Origin of the sequence: Endozoicomonas sp. SCSIO W0465 (assembly GCF_023716865.1) — a bacterium.
Lineage (GTDB): Bacteria > Pseudomonadota > Gammaproteobacteria > Pseudomonadales > Endozoicomonadaceae > Endozoicomonas.
This window is the reverse complement of the sequence record NZ_CP092417.1, coordinates 3,198,444-3,214,802: the sequence shown is the minus strand read 5'-3', so window position 1 is coordinate 3,214,802 and position 16,359 is coordinate 3,198,444. Positions and strand designations below refer to the sequence as shown.

Sequence of the window (16,359 nt, the reverse complement as noted above, 5' to 3'; positions counted from 1 at the left end):
TGGCTGATTTTCAGCAAGGTGCGTAACTTGAGTTAATTTTATAGACATTTTTACCACGGGCCTGCTCATCACGCTCAACCACCAGAAGGTGCTCATCATCAATCCAGAGTATTGAGCCAGTACTGTCATGGAAGGTCCACTCACTGTCTTTCAGGGTCTCCAGATTCCGAACCCGAATACTTCGTTCCATGGAACCGGTTAAGTTATAACCATAAGCAAGAAAAGTATTGGCGCGGTTGATGATGGAAGGGCCAAACATATAAAGATCCTTGCCATCAGCCTCTTCGTTAACATCCATATAAACCACTTCAGGCAGATCCATTGAGGCACTGCGACGACAAAGAATGGGATAGTTCTTTCCCTTCTCTTCACGGTAATAATAAAGAAAACCATCTCTTTTCACGGGCCAGGACGATACGGGTCCGGCCGTGCTGAACAATAGAATGGGGAACTTTAGGGGCAACCGGTGCTTTCAAGTGGATTTCCTCAGAGGCAGACAATGTCAAAGCCAGCGTTAGTAAGTAAATATGATTGGATAATATCAACTAAAACCAAGATACAACTTTCTCATTACCGACACACAGTGAGACAAAGCGGTCATAGTTAATGACTTCAAACGGTGCTAATACCTCCACCCCTCGCGCCCGTGCATCGATATCCATTACATAAACAGAGCAACCATCTGGCAGAGCCTTCAGCCTGGTAGCTGGTGACAACAGCTCATAAACAGCATCTTCAATCAACAACACAGAGTCACCCCTGGCAACAGCACGAAGGCAGAGTGCTATCGCCTGACCTGGCTTATTAGCGGTATGCAACGTACTCATCAGAAATTAAACACCCTGGAATGCTGTTGGATAAACTGAGGCAATTCTCCCTCAGCAAGTACTGTCACCCCTTCCTGAAGCGCTTCTGAATTGATCCCCCGTTCATCCAGTGACACCTGATCGACATGGATGGTTTCTATACCATAAAGAGGCAGTACCTGAAGCATGGCTAAAAGGCTCTTTCGTGGAATTTGACCCGCATCCTGTCCTTTCAATAACTGATAGACCCCATCACCGATCAGTAAGAGACTGGTCTCAATATCATAAGAAGCTGATACCAGTGCCGTATCAAGAGCCTCACGGGCTACCTGTCCGCAGTAGGGTGCCCGACTCGAAATAACGCACACAGAATGACTCATCTCAGGCTCCAAACGTTATCAATCGATCAGCCATCAGCGCTCCGTCAAGCAACTGCCCAAGACCGGAAAGCTCATAGCCCTTCCGGAGGTTATGGGCCGGCAGCTGATAACGTTCAGCCTCTGTCTGGTCCACTACTCCTCGTCTTAATGCCGCAGCAATACAAACCACCGCATCCAGGTTATGCGCCTGAACAAATTGTTGCCATTGTTCAGAAAGGTTGGACTCATCCTGAGGTGGCCAGGCAATCGCAGTCGCCGTATTCACCCCATCCTGATAAAAAAACAACCGAACAATTTCATGTCCCTGGGCCACCAATGCCCTGGCAAAGTGCAATGCACTTTGTGGAGCCTGGCTGTTGGCCGGAGCTCCATACACGGCCAGTGCAAATTTCATAAAAATAACCTTGCGTTAACAGACACTGAATGAACCCATGTTAACAGAAATAACAATGGCCAACCTGGTCAAACATCAGTTAAGTAGGTCAGCAATTCCATCAGCGGAATGCTGTTGGCCATGGCCTGATCCACCGGGGCATAAACCATTGAATTCTGGCGTATGAAAGGCTCTCATTAACAGCAGGATCCTGATAAGGATCGATCAGGGGCCATAATCCTGTGTCAGTGATCAAGGTTATAATACCACTGGGTGCCAACGCCCGGGGCATCACCAATCAGCAAGCCAACCTATACGAATATATACGACTTTTTAATTACATTAGTCAGAGTATTGTTGACCAAAGTCCATACTATTTATATGAGAATAAACCCATGGAATCCATACACGGCCATAATGTACTGAACCTGATCAAGGAACAGAAAGTAGTGCTGAACAAAGAGACGCTTCTCACCGCTATCTCAGCAGAGTTTGGTGAAGAAGCACGTTACCACACTTGCTCCGCACGGGAACTGACAGCGGAAGAACTGGCTAAGTTACCGTTAATGGTTGGAAGCACCAATGTTCAGTAATTCTGCTGATCAACCGGCCAACAGTTAATTTTTTTGCTGCCGTCAGTTCTCGCCTCCAGGCCAGATAATGGGGAAGGTAACGAGTTGCAACCCCTTGGAATACGCCGCCAATCCAGCGTTTTAAATGACTGTGATAAGAATTTACAGTCTGGATGTGGTAGATGCCTTCAACAACATGTTGACCTGCTGATGTCACCAGCTCCTTGAAGACAAATCCAAGCTTGTCAGCAAGTTTTTCGTGAGCGAGGTGTGCATCCGCACAGACCGTGGCCTGTATCGATATGCGGCCATTTAAATGCCTGCACAATTCATTAGCACTTTCGTTTTCTAATACACCGTCAACGGTATTTCGATTACGGTCCCGAGCCACCATTACCGGGACTTTTCGGGCTTTGTTGGGATCATTACCCCGCTTTCGGGTTGGCCGTGGAAGGCCTTCTCTTTGCCCTTTGAAGGATTCACGGAAAAATGTTTCATCAAGCTCAGTAATGCCACAAAGCTCTTCTGCTTGATCATTATTAATCACTTCAAGAAAGCGGTGACGCCAGCGGAACGCAGTTTTCAAGTCAATGGCATTCTCAGCAGCAGCTGGTCGCAAGACCATAGAGTGAGTCATACCTGCGAGGTACTTGTTCCATTTTTCAGGGTGCCTGAGCCTTGCCAAAGGCGTTCCACTAAAGGCGTTAAACGTTGAGTCGCAAGTCTTGCAGTGGTAGCGCTGTCGGCCATTTCGTATGCCCCAGCGACCAACGCTATGGCTTTTGCATTTGGGGCACCTGGGGTTTTCGGCAAATTGGGCAAGTATGCTCTTTTCTACGTCAGGTGTTGCATTATCGTTATTGGGTATAGATTCACTGTAAACAGGTTCAGAGTCAGTGGTTTCTACTACCTCGGTAACCTCTATTTGAGTACTAAGGAGCGAGTTGTTAAGAATGTCTCGCTGTTCACTGGTTAATGTTGAAATGGAATCAATAAAATTCTGGAAGAGTTCAGATTGCATATCACTCCCCTACAACGTAGATTTTATGGGAGTTTAGCTGATTCAACCATTAACGGTAACTTAGCCGGAAGAACTTGTTGATCAGTTTGTTGAGAAAGGTAAGCTGATCGAAACGGGTGAAGGCATCCAGTACAAAGGCTGCAACTGCCACTGCCATTGAAACACACCCCCGCAGTTGTTGTTCGACTATTCCTTTGTCTTACTGCGTGAACAGAAACAAAAAACCGGTCACAAGAACCGGTTTCAATATTTTATTGTTGTTGCCTGTCTCATCTTCGTGGCCGTGTGTCACCTCCCCCGCGACGCCAAGGCCTTTTCTGGAGAAATCCCCCTTCTTTCCCCCACCAGGCATAAGCTATATTACGTATTGTTTTTTTCTTTCATATTGACCTACATCAACATTACATCACCTTGACAAAAAACACTGACTTACTATTACCCATAAAGGCGTATTGAAACCGTTTGACAGGAAACTGCTGCAATAAATCACGCTTGGTTAAAATTAATTTAAAGGGATAACTTCAAGCCAGAAAGACGGCTTTTCTCTTGACTTCAGTGAACTCTCATGAGTGCCAATAGAAATATTGAAGCGCAGCCGTGATTCACTAATCCCCTGCTCTTTTAAATACTGAGCAATAGTACCTTGCAACGCCACCATTTTGACCTGCCATGTATCCAGCTCTGAGAGGGTATCGGGTACGGTGCTGTGAATGATGAGCAGTGCATTCATGGATGAATCAGAGTTCATATTTGCTACAAATGCGGTCAGGTCAGAACTTTTTTCAATGCCTGAATGATCCGATGCCAGCCTCAGTATACGGTCGGCAGAGCGTTGTTCTATGACACTTTCAACCCCATAGCCATGAGGTTTAAAGACATCCACCAAGGTATAAATACGACCATTCCCCCGCCTGACAGCATAGACCGTATAAAACGTGTGCTGCTTTTTTCCAATATAAAACGCCTGCTCTTTATCCTGACCATAGAGAGTTGATATCCCGAAGATATCATTAGCCCAGAAATTACTGGCTCCACAGGAAAAGCTACGGCATTCAAACAGGGGGTCTACCCCCTGGTCCCGCAAATGTTTGACATAGAATTCATATCCCTGAGTACTGCTGTGGCCCGGCGGTAAAAGGTAGAGATTTCTGATAAGGTGTCCATCAAACCATTTAGCGTTGTCGGAGGTAACTACCCCATTAACCCGTTTCATTCGATTGGTGATGATCGGATGATTCTGACGATTTTCATCAAGGGACAACGCGACCCGTGCATTTGGATAATCCCGCAGCTCCGCTGTATGGTCTGCTGCATAAACGGGCTGAACAAGTGCCAGCATAAGCAAAGTACTGCTAATTTTTAAGGCAGTGGTTGACGAGTGCAGTTGGAGAGTCTTCACTAGACTCAGGCTTTCTGTAATTACTTTTTTCATGAAACAACCCAAGGCTTCCCCATCTATCCCTCAGACTATCATAAACCACCGCCCAGAACAGAGTTTACTATATCAGCAATGGAATCCACTTGATCATCCATATGTAAATGGTGGCTTCCACTCATCGCGTGGAATTGAATATTGGTAAGCTGGCCCCTGTACTCATCGATAGCGTCACTGATAGGTCCGCTATCAACATAAATCATATGAGCGGGACAGATAATCTGTCGGGGAAACGCCAGAGTCTGCTCAAGGGAGAAGCGAGTTGGTGAGCCAAGTTTTAGCCGTGGGTCGGAGGTCCACACCCAGTCTTCACCATCCCGGGTAATCGAGCGGTCCACCAGCAACTCAGAAGACAGCCTGGAAACTTTGAACTGACTCATGGCACGGGCTCGAACTGCCTGTTGCTTTGATCGATAACGGGCGACAGGGAGCTGAGCAGCCGGTGTTCTGCGTTGATTGATATAATCCATCAACGCTTTGGGTGCATCTTCCGGTTTTCTTGGCCAGGGAAAAAGTCCATCAATAGCCACCAGGCCGGTAACCTGCTCTTTCAGAACCGATCCTGCGGCCATAGCACTGACAACACCGCCCATGGAATGCCCCAGCAGTCCAAACCGTTCAAGTTGCAGTGACTCAGCAATATAAACCAGATCTTCAACATAGTGCCAGACATCATAACTGAACCACTCAGCCCGATGTTCAGATAAGCCATGACCCGCCTGATCCGGGACGATCAGCCTTATTCCTTCTAACTTTGTAGCCATCGGCGTGAAACTGGCGGCATTATCCAGCCAGCCATGGAGCGCAATAACCGGATTCCCCTGAGGATCCCCCCACTCCAGCGCAGCAAACGTTAAATGCGGTGTTTGAATGCTCAGCTCCCTTGGATGCATCGCAGACTCCTTGCAATTCAAAGTATTGTCTTGTTTAGAGAATAACCAAGGCTCAAGGCCTGTTGACTGACTATGAATATCAAGGCTTACTCCATAAAAAAGCTGAATATTAACACAGGGACGCAGCAAGAAAATAAGGCAAATCAGAAAGGAATAGTTTGTTTTTAAAGGGGTTGTATCAACGCCCTACGCGAGAATGGAAACTCCGGTAAAGTGGTTGAAAAAGAGTTGCCATGGTGAGTTCTACCACTCTGAAGTGGTAGAACGTTCATTTCATGCAGCGCCTTCCCTGGGCTTTGGCTCAAACATCGGGGAAAGCATAGGCATTGTCATAGCCTGATGTACCAGTGCCATAATATCCATTTCACAAAGGCGATGAAGGACCGTAATATTGTCCAGGACATAATATAATGGCTGCAAAATATCGATTCGATAAGGTGTTCTGAGTGCTGTCAGTGGATCAAAGGCTGTTCTGACAGGAATATCACTATCCAGAGCGTAAGCCGTTTCACCATAACTGGAGAGAATCCCACCGCCATAGATACGCAATCCCTGCGAGGTATTCAATAAGCCAAACTCAACAGTCATCCAGTAAAGCCTGGCAAGGTAAACCCTTTCTTCTTTGCTGGCAGCCAGACCAAGCCTGCCATAGGTTTCCGTAAAGTCGGCAAAATCCTGATTGGTCAGTAAAGGACAGTGACCAAATATTTCATGAAAAATATCCGGCTCCTGAAGATAATCCAACTCATCCCTGACCCGAATAAAGGTAGCAACCGGGAATTGTTTGTCGGCTAACAGCTGAAAAAACCGATCAAAGGAGATCAGCGCCGGTACCCTGGCAACGCCCCAGCCGGTTTTGTCCCTGAGCACCCTGCTTATTTCATCCAGCTGTGGGATACGCTCTGATGGCATGGCCAGCTCATTGATGCCATCCATGTATTCATCACATGCCCGGCCTTTCAATAGCTCAATCTGTCGGTGATACAGAATACTCCAGGTTTCATGCTCCTCTTCCGTATATTCAATAAAGCCCGACTCATCAGGTTTTCTTGCCTGATATTTGGATGACTTCATAAATACTCTCCCCGACCTTGTAGGCGAGGTAATGAATTACCCACTACCTCTCGAGATTGCAGGCTCATTCCCTGAAAAGCCCCGGAACAATGGGTCGGCAGCCCGTAATGCCGGGTCCCTGATTGAACCAGACTGATCGGTTATCAGCCATTAACTTCAAAGAAAAAACTACAACACTCCTCTTTTCATCTGATCCCTTTCCATGCTTTCAAACAGCGCAGTAAAGTTACCTTCACCAAACCCTTCATCCCCTTTGCGCTGGATAATTTCAAAAAATATCGGGCCAATAACAGTTTCTGTGAAAATCTGTAACAGTAATCCACCGTCCTCTGTAGGCGCCCCATCCATGAGAATGGCACTGGCCTTCAGCTTATCAACATCTTCACTGTGCCAAGGCAGTCTCTCTGCAAGCATTTCATAATACGTATCCGGAGGGGGCGTCAGGAAAGTAGTGCCATTGGACCTCATCTTTGGAATCGAGTGATAGATATCGTTGGAGTACAGAGCAATATGCTGGATGCCTTCACCATTATACTGGTGCAGGTACTCTTCAATCTGGCTCTTGTCATCAGAAGACTCATTGATAGGAATTTTGATCTTGCCACAGGGACTGGTCATTGCCCGGGATTTCAACCCCGTCAGCTTTCCTTCAATGTCAAAATAACGAATCTCGCGGAAGTTAAAAATGTCCTCGTAGTAAGATGCCCAGTTATCCATGTTACCACGCTGTACATTATGGGTAAGATGATCAATAAACGTCAGGTCAACACCGACAGGTTTCTGATCAACTCCCTCGATAGGTACGAAGTCCACATCATAAATCGAACCTTTGTCGCCATATCGGTCAACCAGATAAATAAGGCTGCCACCGATGCCCACAATGGACGGGATATTCAGCTCCATGGGACCACTCTGGGTTGGTCCAGGTTCACAGCCCAGTTGCATGGCTCTCTCAAAGGCAACAGCCGCATCTTCTACCCGAATGGCAAATGCACAGGCACAGGGACCATGCTCACGGGCAAATTTCTGGGCAAATGAGTCAGGCTCGCCATTAACGATAAAGTTAATTCCCCCCTGGCGATACAATGTCACCTCTTTGGATCGATGGCGCGCTACCGGAACAAAGCCAAATTGCTTGAAGAGGCTGTCCAGTGCCACCGGATCAGGCGCTGCGTATTCGACAAATTCAAACCCATCGGTTCCCATCGGGTTCGTGCTGGTAATCTTTGACATTTTGTTCGTTGTCATGCTTCGTCCTCTTTCACATTCCAGCCACAGTATAGAAAAGTATACGATTGCCCTGATGCAAAAGCCTTGCGATCTGCAGCCTTCTTAAGCAAGATGATACAAAAGGTTTGCATCAGATGAATTGGCAGAGCGATTTAACCGGGCTTACACTAGCTGACATAAGCCGCCAGACCACCTGTTTTTATGGTTTCTGCCAATAAATTTCTATGTTGAACAAAAGTGCAGCCAAACGGTAGTGAGGGATCAGTAGATGGGCAAAAATGTATTGGATACTTACGACATAAGGCTGTTATCTGCACTCCAGCAGGAGGATGCGCTATCCCTGCAATGTCTTGCAGAGCTGATCAGCCTCTCGGCATCACAATGCTCGCGCCGTATCAGCCGGCTGAAAGCAAAAGGCTATATTCAAAAACAGGTAACTCTACTGAACCCTCAGGCTGTTGGTCTGGATGTAGAAGCTTTTGTCACCGTTTCTCTGGATTATCATACCCCGGACTCTGCAAACCATTTCAAAGAGGCCATTCTGAAAATGTCTCCGGTCATGGAGTGTCACGCCATTACGGGCAGTGATGGCGATTACCTATTGAAAGTTGTTGCCAAAAATCAGCAGGCACTCTCTTTTTTTCTAATGGAAGAATTGATGAAAATCCCTGGTGTCAGCAAGATCAAAACCGCACTGGCACTCTCTGCCATTAAATCCACCACGGCACTACCGCTCAGTTTATAGAGGATTTTATATTGACTGTACAAGCTGTTAAACCGGATAATTTCTCAACATATACTGTAACGATATGCCTACTTTCACTTTATGTTAAGGCAAACACTGCTCAGGATTCCCTTAAACTTGCTCGAAACTCAAACTTGCACCAATGTCCATCCAGCTTTTAATTAAATGTGTACGATTATTAGTTATTGCTCTTAGTAATCCAGCATTCAGCTGAGCTTGAATATCAGAGCTAACCTCTGCACCTAATTCAAGGAAGAATCTTGCTAAAAAAGGTTGATCTTTCCGGACTTCCGTTTGGAACATTGTATTAAGTTCATCCTGACTGTATGGACTGTTTGCGCCTAAATCTACCCATGCTTTTACACGATAAGCATTACTTTGATCAGCACAGCGTTGAGCTGCAAGATTTATTAATCGTTTGGCCTCATCCGTTTGGTTTGCACCCAGTTCCAGCCAACACTCAAACTGCAAAACATTATTTTCTCTGGCAACCCTTTCCAAATTCGAATCAAGAATAGTTTGAAACTCAGGTTTGATATTTGCACCTAATTCTTTCCAGGTAACAAGATCCCCTGAATCAGGTTTATTTTCAAGAAGCATGCTGGTCATACAATCATCAAGCTGTTGCTGAAGGTTTTCTGTTGTTGCCCCCATTGACAAACACGCCCTTACTCCCAACCCATCTCTTTTCTCCAGGTAACCTTTTAACCATTCATTTAATTTCAGTTGAACGTTATTATTAATTGGTGCCCCCAGATCGTGCCATTCCCTAACCCTGAATACTGTTCTGGCTTGCTGTAAACCCTGATCAATTTTATGCTGAAAGTCGGGTATCATACCTCCCATTGATAACCAGGCTTTTGCAAAAATAGGCTTATTATCCTCTATCGTTCTTTTCAAAGCTGAATCTATTATACTTTTACCTTCAGTGTCTATTTTTGCCCCCATATCCAGCCATACTTTTACTTCAAATGGATTTAAATCATCTTTACCCAACTCTCTTCTCAAGGCGTTATTCAGCTTAAACTGAATATCAAAACCATAAAAACCTGAAATATTAAGATCCATTTTTAATATATTGGGTAATTCCAGACGATCTATGTGAGGATTATTGATATAACGACAGTCGGCAACAGCGGCAACGCTTTGATTAATACATTTAATTGAATACTCCCGAAGAGATTTAACCTGTGATCTTTCTATTTTCTCAGAGAGATACTTAACAAATTCTGGAATTACGTGATTGCTATCCTTATCAATCTCTTTATTCAACATTTCCAAAATATAATCTCGAGAAGCTAAATTATTCAGCATAGCGATTCCCTCTAAATACTTTTTTTGTAACTATTCAGCACTGAGCAAAGGCATATTACAGTAATTCCGAACAGCTCTATGAAGTGATTGATATATGTCCATTCCCTGTTTTCTGGCAGACGACAAATAGCTGCGAATCCGTGCAAACATAGAACCACCGTCTGCACTCCTGAAGCAGCCTGAGATTTTCTGCTTTAACTTGGCCATTCGAACATCCCGCTCACTGCCATTGTTATCGAAGGGAATGGTAAAATCTGACATGAAGCGCAGTGTCTCAGCCTTGAACTCAGTGAGTCGTTTGAAGAGATTGTAAGCTTTAGTATTCTTGACTTTCTTGCGCTTAAGCTCCTCTCGTTGCTTCTCCATATAGACGACTTCTTTCATTAGAGCCCGCTGAAGCAACCGGTCATAAATCTTCTCGATTCGTTCACAGACAACACTTGGCATCTGTAGCATACCTATGGTCTTAAAGCCCTTGCAGTAATGCCAGGAAAGCCTCAGTAGCTTCATCAATCGCAACGCCAGTTGATTGCTGTCCCTATCAACAACACCCAAAAGCTCCCTCAGGTGATGGGCATTGCAAAGTACGTGAGTTGCCGCATATGCAAAATAGGATTTCCAATGATCATGAACCAGAACGCCTGCAAATGTTAGCAGTATGCCCATCGTGTCCATGGCCTCACGACCTCGCTTTTCAGACAAGTAGTAGAGCGTCCATTGTTCATCCCGCATAACGTGTAGCCAGTGCAAAGAGCCCTCGGCCCGCATACCCGTTTCATCGGCTCCGGCAACAGACGATTCCCGCAAGGCGTCACGAATAACCTCTTCAGTAGAAGCCAGATTTTCATAGGTTCTGGCCACAAAATTGGCGACAGTGCCTGCACTTACACTCATTTTATAGAGAGTATTAAAATACTCTGACACGCGCTTAAAAGGCAGGAAATGGTATTGGTTAAGATAGACGGCCATAGCCTGTGTGGCTGAGCCATATTGTGCGGCAGCGGTAACACCTTCCGGGAATTCAGCCTGATTCCGACAACCACAAGTGCAGATTTTTACTTCAGCTCTATGGGCCGTTACTTCAAATTCACCCGGTCTCCCTGGTTCAAACACCTGTCGTTCAATATATTTGACCGGCTCACTATCAAGAAGAGACGCCTGACATTTATTGCATTCTTTAACCGGAAGGTACTCAATATAGTCAGGGATATCGACCTGTTTAAGACAAGTGCCCTGATGCCCTTTCTTTCCACCGGCTTTATTACCAGAAGACTGTCTCAGACTTTTAGGATTGGGTTTTTCATCCGATGGATCGGTACCTTTATCTGCGGAAAGGTCGTCAGAATGATCTGGAGAATTACTGTTTTTACAAGGTTTTTGATAACCATCAGACGATGGCGGCTTGCTGCTGTTTTGACTGTTCTTGCCAACCTTTTCTTCCAATTCTCGACATCGCTCTTCCAGACAGGCAACTCTCATCCGCAGCTCTGCATTCTCTTTCAAGAGAATCTCAGCCGACATAGTTGCGGGTAGTTCTGGAATCATGCTGGCGAATATTGTGGAAAAATGGTGCTTAAGAGGATGGTATAAAAATCAGAAAATTCCAGATTTATGTGGGGGTGCTGAACAGTTACCTTTTTTTATTAACAATTGATATAGATAATTTAATTTAAATGCAGTCTGCGGCTGCTTTTTCAGTCAGTTATAGAAGACTTTCTGAGTGAAACCTTAACTGATCTTCAATAAACGTGGCAATAAAATAATAGGAATGATCATATCCTCCCTGCATCCTTATCATCATGGGATATCCTGTGTCTTCAACCACTTTTTTTAACGCATCCAGGTGCAACTGTTCGTACAAAAAAGCATCCTGACTGCCCTGATCGACCAACGCCGGAACCGGTTCAAGCGACATTTTCAGCAACTCACTGGCATCATAGCTTTTCCATTGCTCACGATCATTGCCAAGATAGCCCATAAAAGCTTTTTGTCCCCATGGACTCTTTATCGGATTACAGATCGGGCTGAAAGCAGAAACCGATGAGTAACGATCCGGGTTTTTCAAAGCCATCACCAGCGCACCATGCCCTCCCATGGAGTGACCGGCAATACTGCGTTTATCATTAACCGTAAAATAGTGTTCAATGAGTTCTGGTAGTTCAGAAACCACATAATCATACATTTGATAGTGCTGACTCCATGGCTGCTGCGTGGCATTCACATAAAACCCGGCACCGAGCCCAAAGTCATAGGCAGAATCAGGATCATCCGGAACCAGATCCCCCCTGGGACTGGTATCCGGCGCAACAATGGCAATTCCCAGCTCTGAAGCAACACGCTGAGCGCCTGATTTCTGCATAAAATTCTCATCCGTACAGGCAAGCCCGGACAACCAGTACAGAGTAGGAACTGCTTTATTCTGGCTTTGAGGAGGCAGGTAGATGGAAAAACGCATGTTACAGTTAAGGGTTTCTGAGTCGTGGGTGTATTGCTCATGCCAGCCACCAAACAGTTTATTGCTGCTGATATTCTCCAGAGACATAGTTCTTGCTCAATACAATAGGGACCGACTGAAAAAAGTAATACCCCAGTGAAAAGAAAATAACCGATGGCGCAGTTATTGCGGGTAATGGATCACAGAGCGAATACTTTCCCCTTTATGCATCAGATCAAACGCCTTATTGATCTCCTCTAATGCCATGGTATGGGTGATAAAATCGTCGAGCCGGAATTTACCCGCCAAATATTGCTCAACAATGCCCGGCAGCTCAGAGCGACCTTTCACTCCTCCAAATGCTGATCCACGCCATACACGCCCGGTCACCAGCTGGACTGGACGAGTGGCTATTTCCTCACCAGCCCCAGCGACTCCGATGATAACCGACTCCCCCCAGCCTTTGTGACAGCACTCAAGTGCAGAGCGCATGACATTAACATTTCCGATACACTCAAATGAAAAGTCAACACCTCCCCCGGTCATCTCAACGATCACGTCCTGAATTGGCTTATCAAACAACGTTGGATTGACACAATCAGTTGCTCCCAACTTTCTGGCCAGCGCGAATTTTGTCTTATTTATATCAATCCCAACGATTCTGCCAGCACCAGCCATCCTGGCCCCCAGGATGGCTGATAGACCAATAGCACCAAGACCAAAAACCGCAACTGTGTCCCCTGTCTGCACTTTTGCTGTGTTTAATACAGCCCCTATACCGGTAGTCACCCCGCAACCGAGAAGACAGACTTCTTCCAATGGTGCACCACTGCTCACTTTTGCCAGTGAAATCTCGGGCAACACTGTATATTCGGAAAACGTTGAACAGCCCATATAGTGATAAATTGGCTGACCATCCTGATAAAATCGTGTCGTGCCATCCGGCATCAGCCCTCTTCCCTGCGTTTCTCGTATTTTCTGACACAGGTTGGTTTTACCCGAATGACAAAACGTGCAGTCACCACACTCCGGCGTATAAAGGGGGATGACATGATCGCCAACGGCTACACTGGCCACGCCTTCACCCACTTGCTCCACAATGCCTCCGCCCTCATGACCAAGAATGGCAGGAAATACACCCTCCGGATCATTACCCGACAGGGTAAATGCATCGGTGTGACAGACTCCAGTAGCAATGATGCGGACCAGCACCTCTCCCGCCCTTGGTAACATGACATCGACTGCTTCTATCGACAGGGGTTGACCAGGTCCCCAGGCAATGGCGGCTTTTGATTTGATAAACTGATCTGACATCAATACGCCTCAACTTAAAATCATTTCTGACTGAGTGCAATCTGGAAGGTATTACCGATGTGGTAACCGTAGCTGAAACCGGCAGTTTGACAATGGCAGGGAATAACGCAGGAAATGAGAGTCTTATGATTGTCCGGATATTATGCTGACAATCCTGTATGCTCCGCTCTCCCTGAAAGAAAAAGGCCACCTTTCGGTAGCCTTACAGAAGTTAACATCCAATGTTCAAATAATTATTCACTGTCGAGCAGAACTTTCACCTCACCACGTTCTTTAAGACTGGCAAGGTACTCATCAAACGTAACACGCCCATTACTGCTTGCAATAAACTGACCCAGTCCTTTGAGCCGCTCGTTATTGGCGATAGCCTCACCCGGATTGATGGCGCTCAGACCAACAACAGCATAATCACCGTTTGCCAACATGACTGAGCGATAGGAGACACTATTTCCCGGATGTGGCATTTTAAATGCTTCCTGCAAGAGTTGAGCAGGCACATCTGCCATATTTCTACTGGTTTCAGGGCTCTCAACCACATCCAGCTGCTGTTCATCTGCCAGTAGGTTCAGTGTTTTTCCAGACTGCAGCATCGTTACCATTTCTTCCGCACGGTTGGCCAGCTGTTGCTGTGCACGGCTGTTTTTCAGGGCAGTAACAATGGCATCTTGCACATCAGCCAGAGGTATTGGCTCTGGTTTTTTATGCTCTTTAACCCGGACAACAACAGCCTGTTCAGGTGTAACCTCTATCAGCTCACTGTTGGCACCCAGATTCAGTACATCATCACTAAAGGCCGCTGCCGGTATTCGAGCGTCTGCGGCAATACCCGATGCAGTACCCTTGCGTCCAAATGGCTCGCTGGTCATCACTGTCAAACCCAGCTGCTCGGCAGGCTGATCCAGATCAGAAGCCTCAAAGCTGATATCAGCAAGCTGCCTTGACTGCTCAATAAACAGCGAGTCGACTTCATTCTGTTTCAATGCCGCTGCAATGTCCGCTCGCATCTCACTCAACGTTGGCAAATCTGCCTCGTCACGGGAAGTCACTTTCAGGATCTGTACACCAAAGTCAGTTTCCATAGGGTCAGAGACCTCGCCAACTTCAAGACCTGCAACCGTCTGGTCAAAATCGTCCCCAAAGAAGCCGGGTTCAACCACACCCAGGTCACCACCTTTCTCAGCAGTCATGGGGTCATCAGAATAGGATTTGGCCAATTCGGCAAAACTCGTTCCAGCTTTCAGCTGCGAGACAACGTCACTTGCACGTGCTTTCGCCTCATCAAGGGTGCGATCCTCACCTGCCTGAATCAATATGACGGAGACCTGGGCATTATTGCCAGACTGTCGCTTTAACTGCTCTACACGATACTGGTATTCAGCTTCGATATCCTCAGCAGAGACTTCGATATCCCTGGCAATATCGCCCTTATTCAAAACCAGGTAGTTGATGACAACCTGTTCAGGCGTCATAAATTGATCCGAGTTAGCCTGGTAATAATTGGTAATCTCTTCATCGGACGGCGTAATTGCTTTACGAACCGGTTCCGCCGGCAGCACAACCCAGGCAAGGTCACGAGTCTGGCCTTCAAGGCTCTGCAGTCGCTTGAGCTCCTCCATAGTAACAAACTCGGTATTGGCAACCCCGGCACGTAACTGCAGCAAGAGTGTTTCTTCACGGATGGCAGCACGGAACTGCAATGGTGTCATACCGTAACTGCGCACCATCATTTGAAAACGATCGGCATCAAAGCGACCGTTTTGCTGGAACTGTGGCATGGAGACAATCAGTTTATCGACCTGGGCTTCGCCAATACCCATTTTCTGATCTTCTGCACTCTGAAGCAGCAGCTGGCGATCAATCAGCGCGTCAAGAACCGAGCTTTGTAATAACTGGTCGTCCAGCATAGAGGGGTCAAACTGTCCACCCATCTGCTGAATTAAAACGCGCCTCTGCTGATCTACAGCCTGAGCCAACTCTGCCCGAGTTATTTCCTTGCCATTGACTGACGCCACTTCCGGGTTGTTTGGATTGGGCGCCAGCGTTTCCAGGCCAGTGATGGCCATCATAAAAGCGATGATGCCGACGACAACAAATGTCACCCAGCTCTTCGCTTTGTCCCTCATCGATTGCAGCATAAAAACCTCAGGGCTGAGACAGCAGAGTATATCCCTTGCTCTTCGCACCCAGTCTTCTCATCAACTCTCATCAAAAGCGAAGACCGGGTTTAAAAAAAAAGCGCATCATCGGATGCGCTTTCTGGTGAACCGGCAGACAACTCCCCTGGAATAATTCATGTGGAACCCTGCCTTGTCCACCTGATGAAATAGAACCGATTAAAGCACTAAATAACAGTGAACCGCACCAAATCAGTTCACGGCATCCTTAAGAGCCTTACCCGCTTTAAAACTTGGGATTCTGGCAGCAGCGATTTCAATCGGCTCACCTGTCTGCGGGTTGCGGCCGGTACGGGCAGCCCGCTCTTTCACAGAAAAGGTGCCAAAACCTACCAAGACAACCTGCTCACCATCTTTCAATGCACCAGTGACAGAGTTAATCACGGCGTCCAGGGCTCGACCAGCGGCAGCCTTAGAAATGTCGGCAGATGCAGCGATAGCATCAATAAGCTCGGACTTGTTCACTCTATTCCCCTTCTAAGTAGGATGCGTTTTCAATCATTAACAGAGGATAGACACAGAAAGCGTGCTGGCAACTGAGTAATTTGCCGGTCTTCTATCATCTACCCAAAAAGATGCGAACGATATGCTGCT

At 46.5% G+C, this 16,359-nt stretch carries 18 protein-coding genes; 3 read left to right on the top strand and 15 right to left on the bottom strand.

Annotated features, from left to right (window positions below; translation table 11 throughout):
- Nucleotides 1–10 precede the first annotated feature (10 nt).
- From MJO57_RS14195 to tusD, 4 genes are all read right to left on the bottom strand, one after another.
- Nucleotides 11–403, bottom strand: coding sequence for a hypothetical protein (locus MJO57_RS14195; protein ID WP_252026222.1), 393 nt, complete (start codon nt 401–403; stop codon nt 11–13).
- Between the two features lie 142 nt (nt 404–545).
- Entirely contained in the window at nt 546–827 is a 282-nt protein-coding gene (gene tusB, locus MJO57_RS14190) for a sulfurtransferase complex subunit TusB (protein WP_252026220.1), read from the bottom strand.
- Entirely contained in the window at nt 827–1,186 is a 360-nt protein-coding gene (gene tusC, locus MJO57_RS14185) for a sulfurtransferase complex subunit TusC (RefSeq protein ID WP_252026218.1), read from the bottom strand. The genes tusB and tusC overlap by 1 nt, the downstream gene beginning before the upstream one ends.
- A gap of 1 nt (nt 1,187) precedes the next feature.
- Nucleotides 1,188–1,580, bottom strand: coding sequence for a sulfurtransferase complex subunit TusD (gene tusD / locus MJO57_RS14180; protein WP_252026216.1), 393 nt, complete (start codon nt 1,578–1,580; stop codon nt 1,188–1,190).
- Between the two features lie 227 nt (nt 1,581–1,807).
- Here tusD and MJO57_RS14175 point away from each other — a divergent pair, with 227 nt between their 5' ends.
- A complete protein-coding gene (locus MJO57_RS14175) occupies nt 1,808–2,152 on the top strand; it encodes a YecH family protein (RefSeq protein WP_252026214.1) in 345 nt (114 codons plus the stop codon).
- On the opposite strand, the gene MJO57_RS14170 is transcribed toward MJO57_RS14175, so the two are convergent.
- From MJO57_RS14170 to MJO57_RS14160, 3 genes are all read right to left on the bottom strand, one after another.
- Nucleotides 2,112–3,152 carry an IS1595 family transposase gene (locus MJO57_RS14170; RefSeq protein WP_252017335.1) on the bottom strand — a complete coding sequence of 347 codons (1,041 nt, stop codon included), beginning with the start codon at nt 3,150–3,152 and terminating at the stop codon, nt 2,112–2,114. The two genes, MJO57_RS14175 and MJO57_RS14170, sit on opposite strands and share 41 nt — an antisense overlap.
- A gap of 502 nt (nt 3,153–3,654) precedes the next feature.
- Nucleotides 3,655–4,491: a DUF4892 domain-containing protein gene (locus tag MJO57_RS14165; RefSeq protein WP_252026212.1), complete on the bottom strand. Its 837-nt coding sequence runs from the start codon at nt 4,489–4,491 to the stop codon at nt 3,655–3,657.
- Nucleotides 4,492–4,622: 131 nt separating this feature from the next.
- On the bottom strand, nt 4,623–5,480 hold the full coding sequence (locus tag MJO57_RS14160; protein WP_252026210.1) for an alpha/beta fold hydrolase: 858 nt from the start codon (nt 5,478–5,480) through the stop codon (nt 4,623–4,625).
- Between MJO57_RS14160 and MJO57_RS33285 the strand changes: the two genes are divergently transcribed.
- Complete coding sequence (locus MJO57_RS33285) at nt 5,445–5,525, top strand: OapA N-terminal domain-containing protein (protein WP_371924879.1); 81 nt, start codon at nt 5,445–5,447, stop codon at nt 5,523–5,525. The two genes, MJO57_RS14160 and MJO57_RS33285, sit on opposite strands and share 36 nt — an antisense overlap.
- 228 nt (nt 5,526–5,753) lie before the next feature.
- Here the strand turns inward: MJO57_RS33285 and phhA are convergent, their stop codons facing one another.
- Together phhA and hppD are read right to left on the bottom strand one after the other, a co-directional pair.
- Nucleotides 5,754–6,554 carry a phenylalanine 4-monooxygenase gene (gene phhA / locus MJO57_RS14155; protein ID WP_252026208.1) on the bottom strand — a complete coding sequence of 267 codons (801 nt, stop codon included), beginning with the start codon at nt 6,552–6,554 and terminating at the stop codon, nt 5,754–5,756.
- 168 nt (nt 6,555–6,722) lie between these two features.
- The gene (hppD, locus tag MJO57_RS14150; RefSeq protein ID WP_252026207.1) at nt 6,723–7,802 is read right to left on the bottom strand and encodes a 4-hydroxyphenylpyruvate dioxygenase; all 1,080 of its coding nucleotides are present in this window, start codon (nt 7,800–7,802) and stop codon (nt 6,723–6,725) included.
- Nucleotides 7,803–8,052: 250 nt separating this feature from the next.
- Between hppD and MJO57_RS14145 the strand changes: the two genes are divergently transcribed.
- A complete protein-coding gene (locus MJO57_RS14145; RefSeq protein ID WP_252026205.1) occupies nt 8,053–8,529 on the top strand; it encodes an Lrp/AsnC family transcriptional regulator in 477 nt (158 codons plus the stop codon).
- Nucleotides 8,530–8,640: 111 nt separating this feature from the next.
- Here the strand turns inward: MJO57_RS14145 and MJO57_RS14140 are convergent, their stop codons facing one another.
- The 6 genes from MJO57_RS14140 to hupB all read right to left on the bottom strand — a co-directional run bounded on the left by MJO57_RS14140 (nt 8,641) and on the right by hupB (nt 16,230).
- On the bottom strand, nt 8,641–9,843 hold the full coding sequence (locus MJO57_RS14140) for a hypothetical protein (protein WP_252026203.1): 1,203 nt from the start codon (nt 9,841–9,843) through the stop codon (nt 8,641–8,643).
- Nucleotides 9,844–9,873: 30 nt separating this feature from the next.
- Nucleotides 9,874–11,388, bottom strand: coding sequence for an IS66 family transposase (locus MJO57_RS14135; protein WP_252017330.1), 1,515 nt, complete (start codon nt 11,386–11,388; stop codon nt 9,874–9,876).
- A gap of 157 nt (nt 11,389–11,545) precedes the next feature.
- Nucleotides 11,546–12,385, bottom strand: coding sequence for an S-formylglutathione hydrolase (gene fghA, locus MJO57_RS14130; RefSeq protein WP_305881918.1), 840 nt, complete (start codon nt 12,383–12,385; stop codon nt 11,546–11,548).
- Nucleotides 12,386–12,460: 75 nt separating this feature from the next.
- Entirely contained in the window at nt 12,461–13,591 is a 1,131-nt protein-coding gene (locus MJO57_RS14125; protein ID WP_305881917.1) for an S-(hydroxymethyl)glutathione dehydrogenase/class III alcohol dehydrogenase, read from the bottom strand.
- 233 nt (nt 13,592–13,824) lie between these two features.
- Nucleotides 13,825–15,726: a SurA N-terminal domain-containing protein gene (locus MJO57_RS14120; RefSeq protein ID WP_252026201.1), complete on the bottom strand. Its 1,902-nt coding sequence runs from the start codon at nt 15,724–15,726 to the stop codon at nt 13,825–13,827.
- A gap of 231 nt (nt 15,727–15,957) precedes the next feature.
- A complete protein-coding gene (hupB, locus tag MJO57_RS14115) occupies nt 15,958–16,230 on the bottom strand; it encodes a nucleoid-associated protein HU-beta (RefSeq protein WP_020583377.1) in 273 nt (90 codons plus the stop codon).
- Nucleotides 16,231–16,359: the final 129 nt, after the last annotated feature.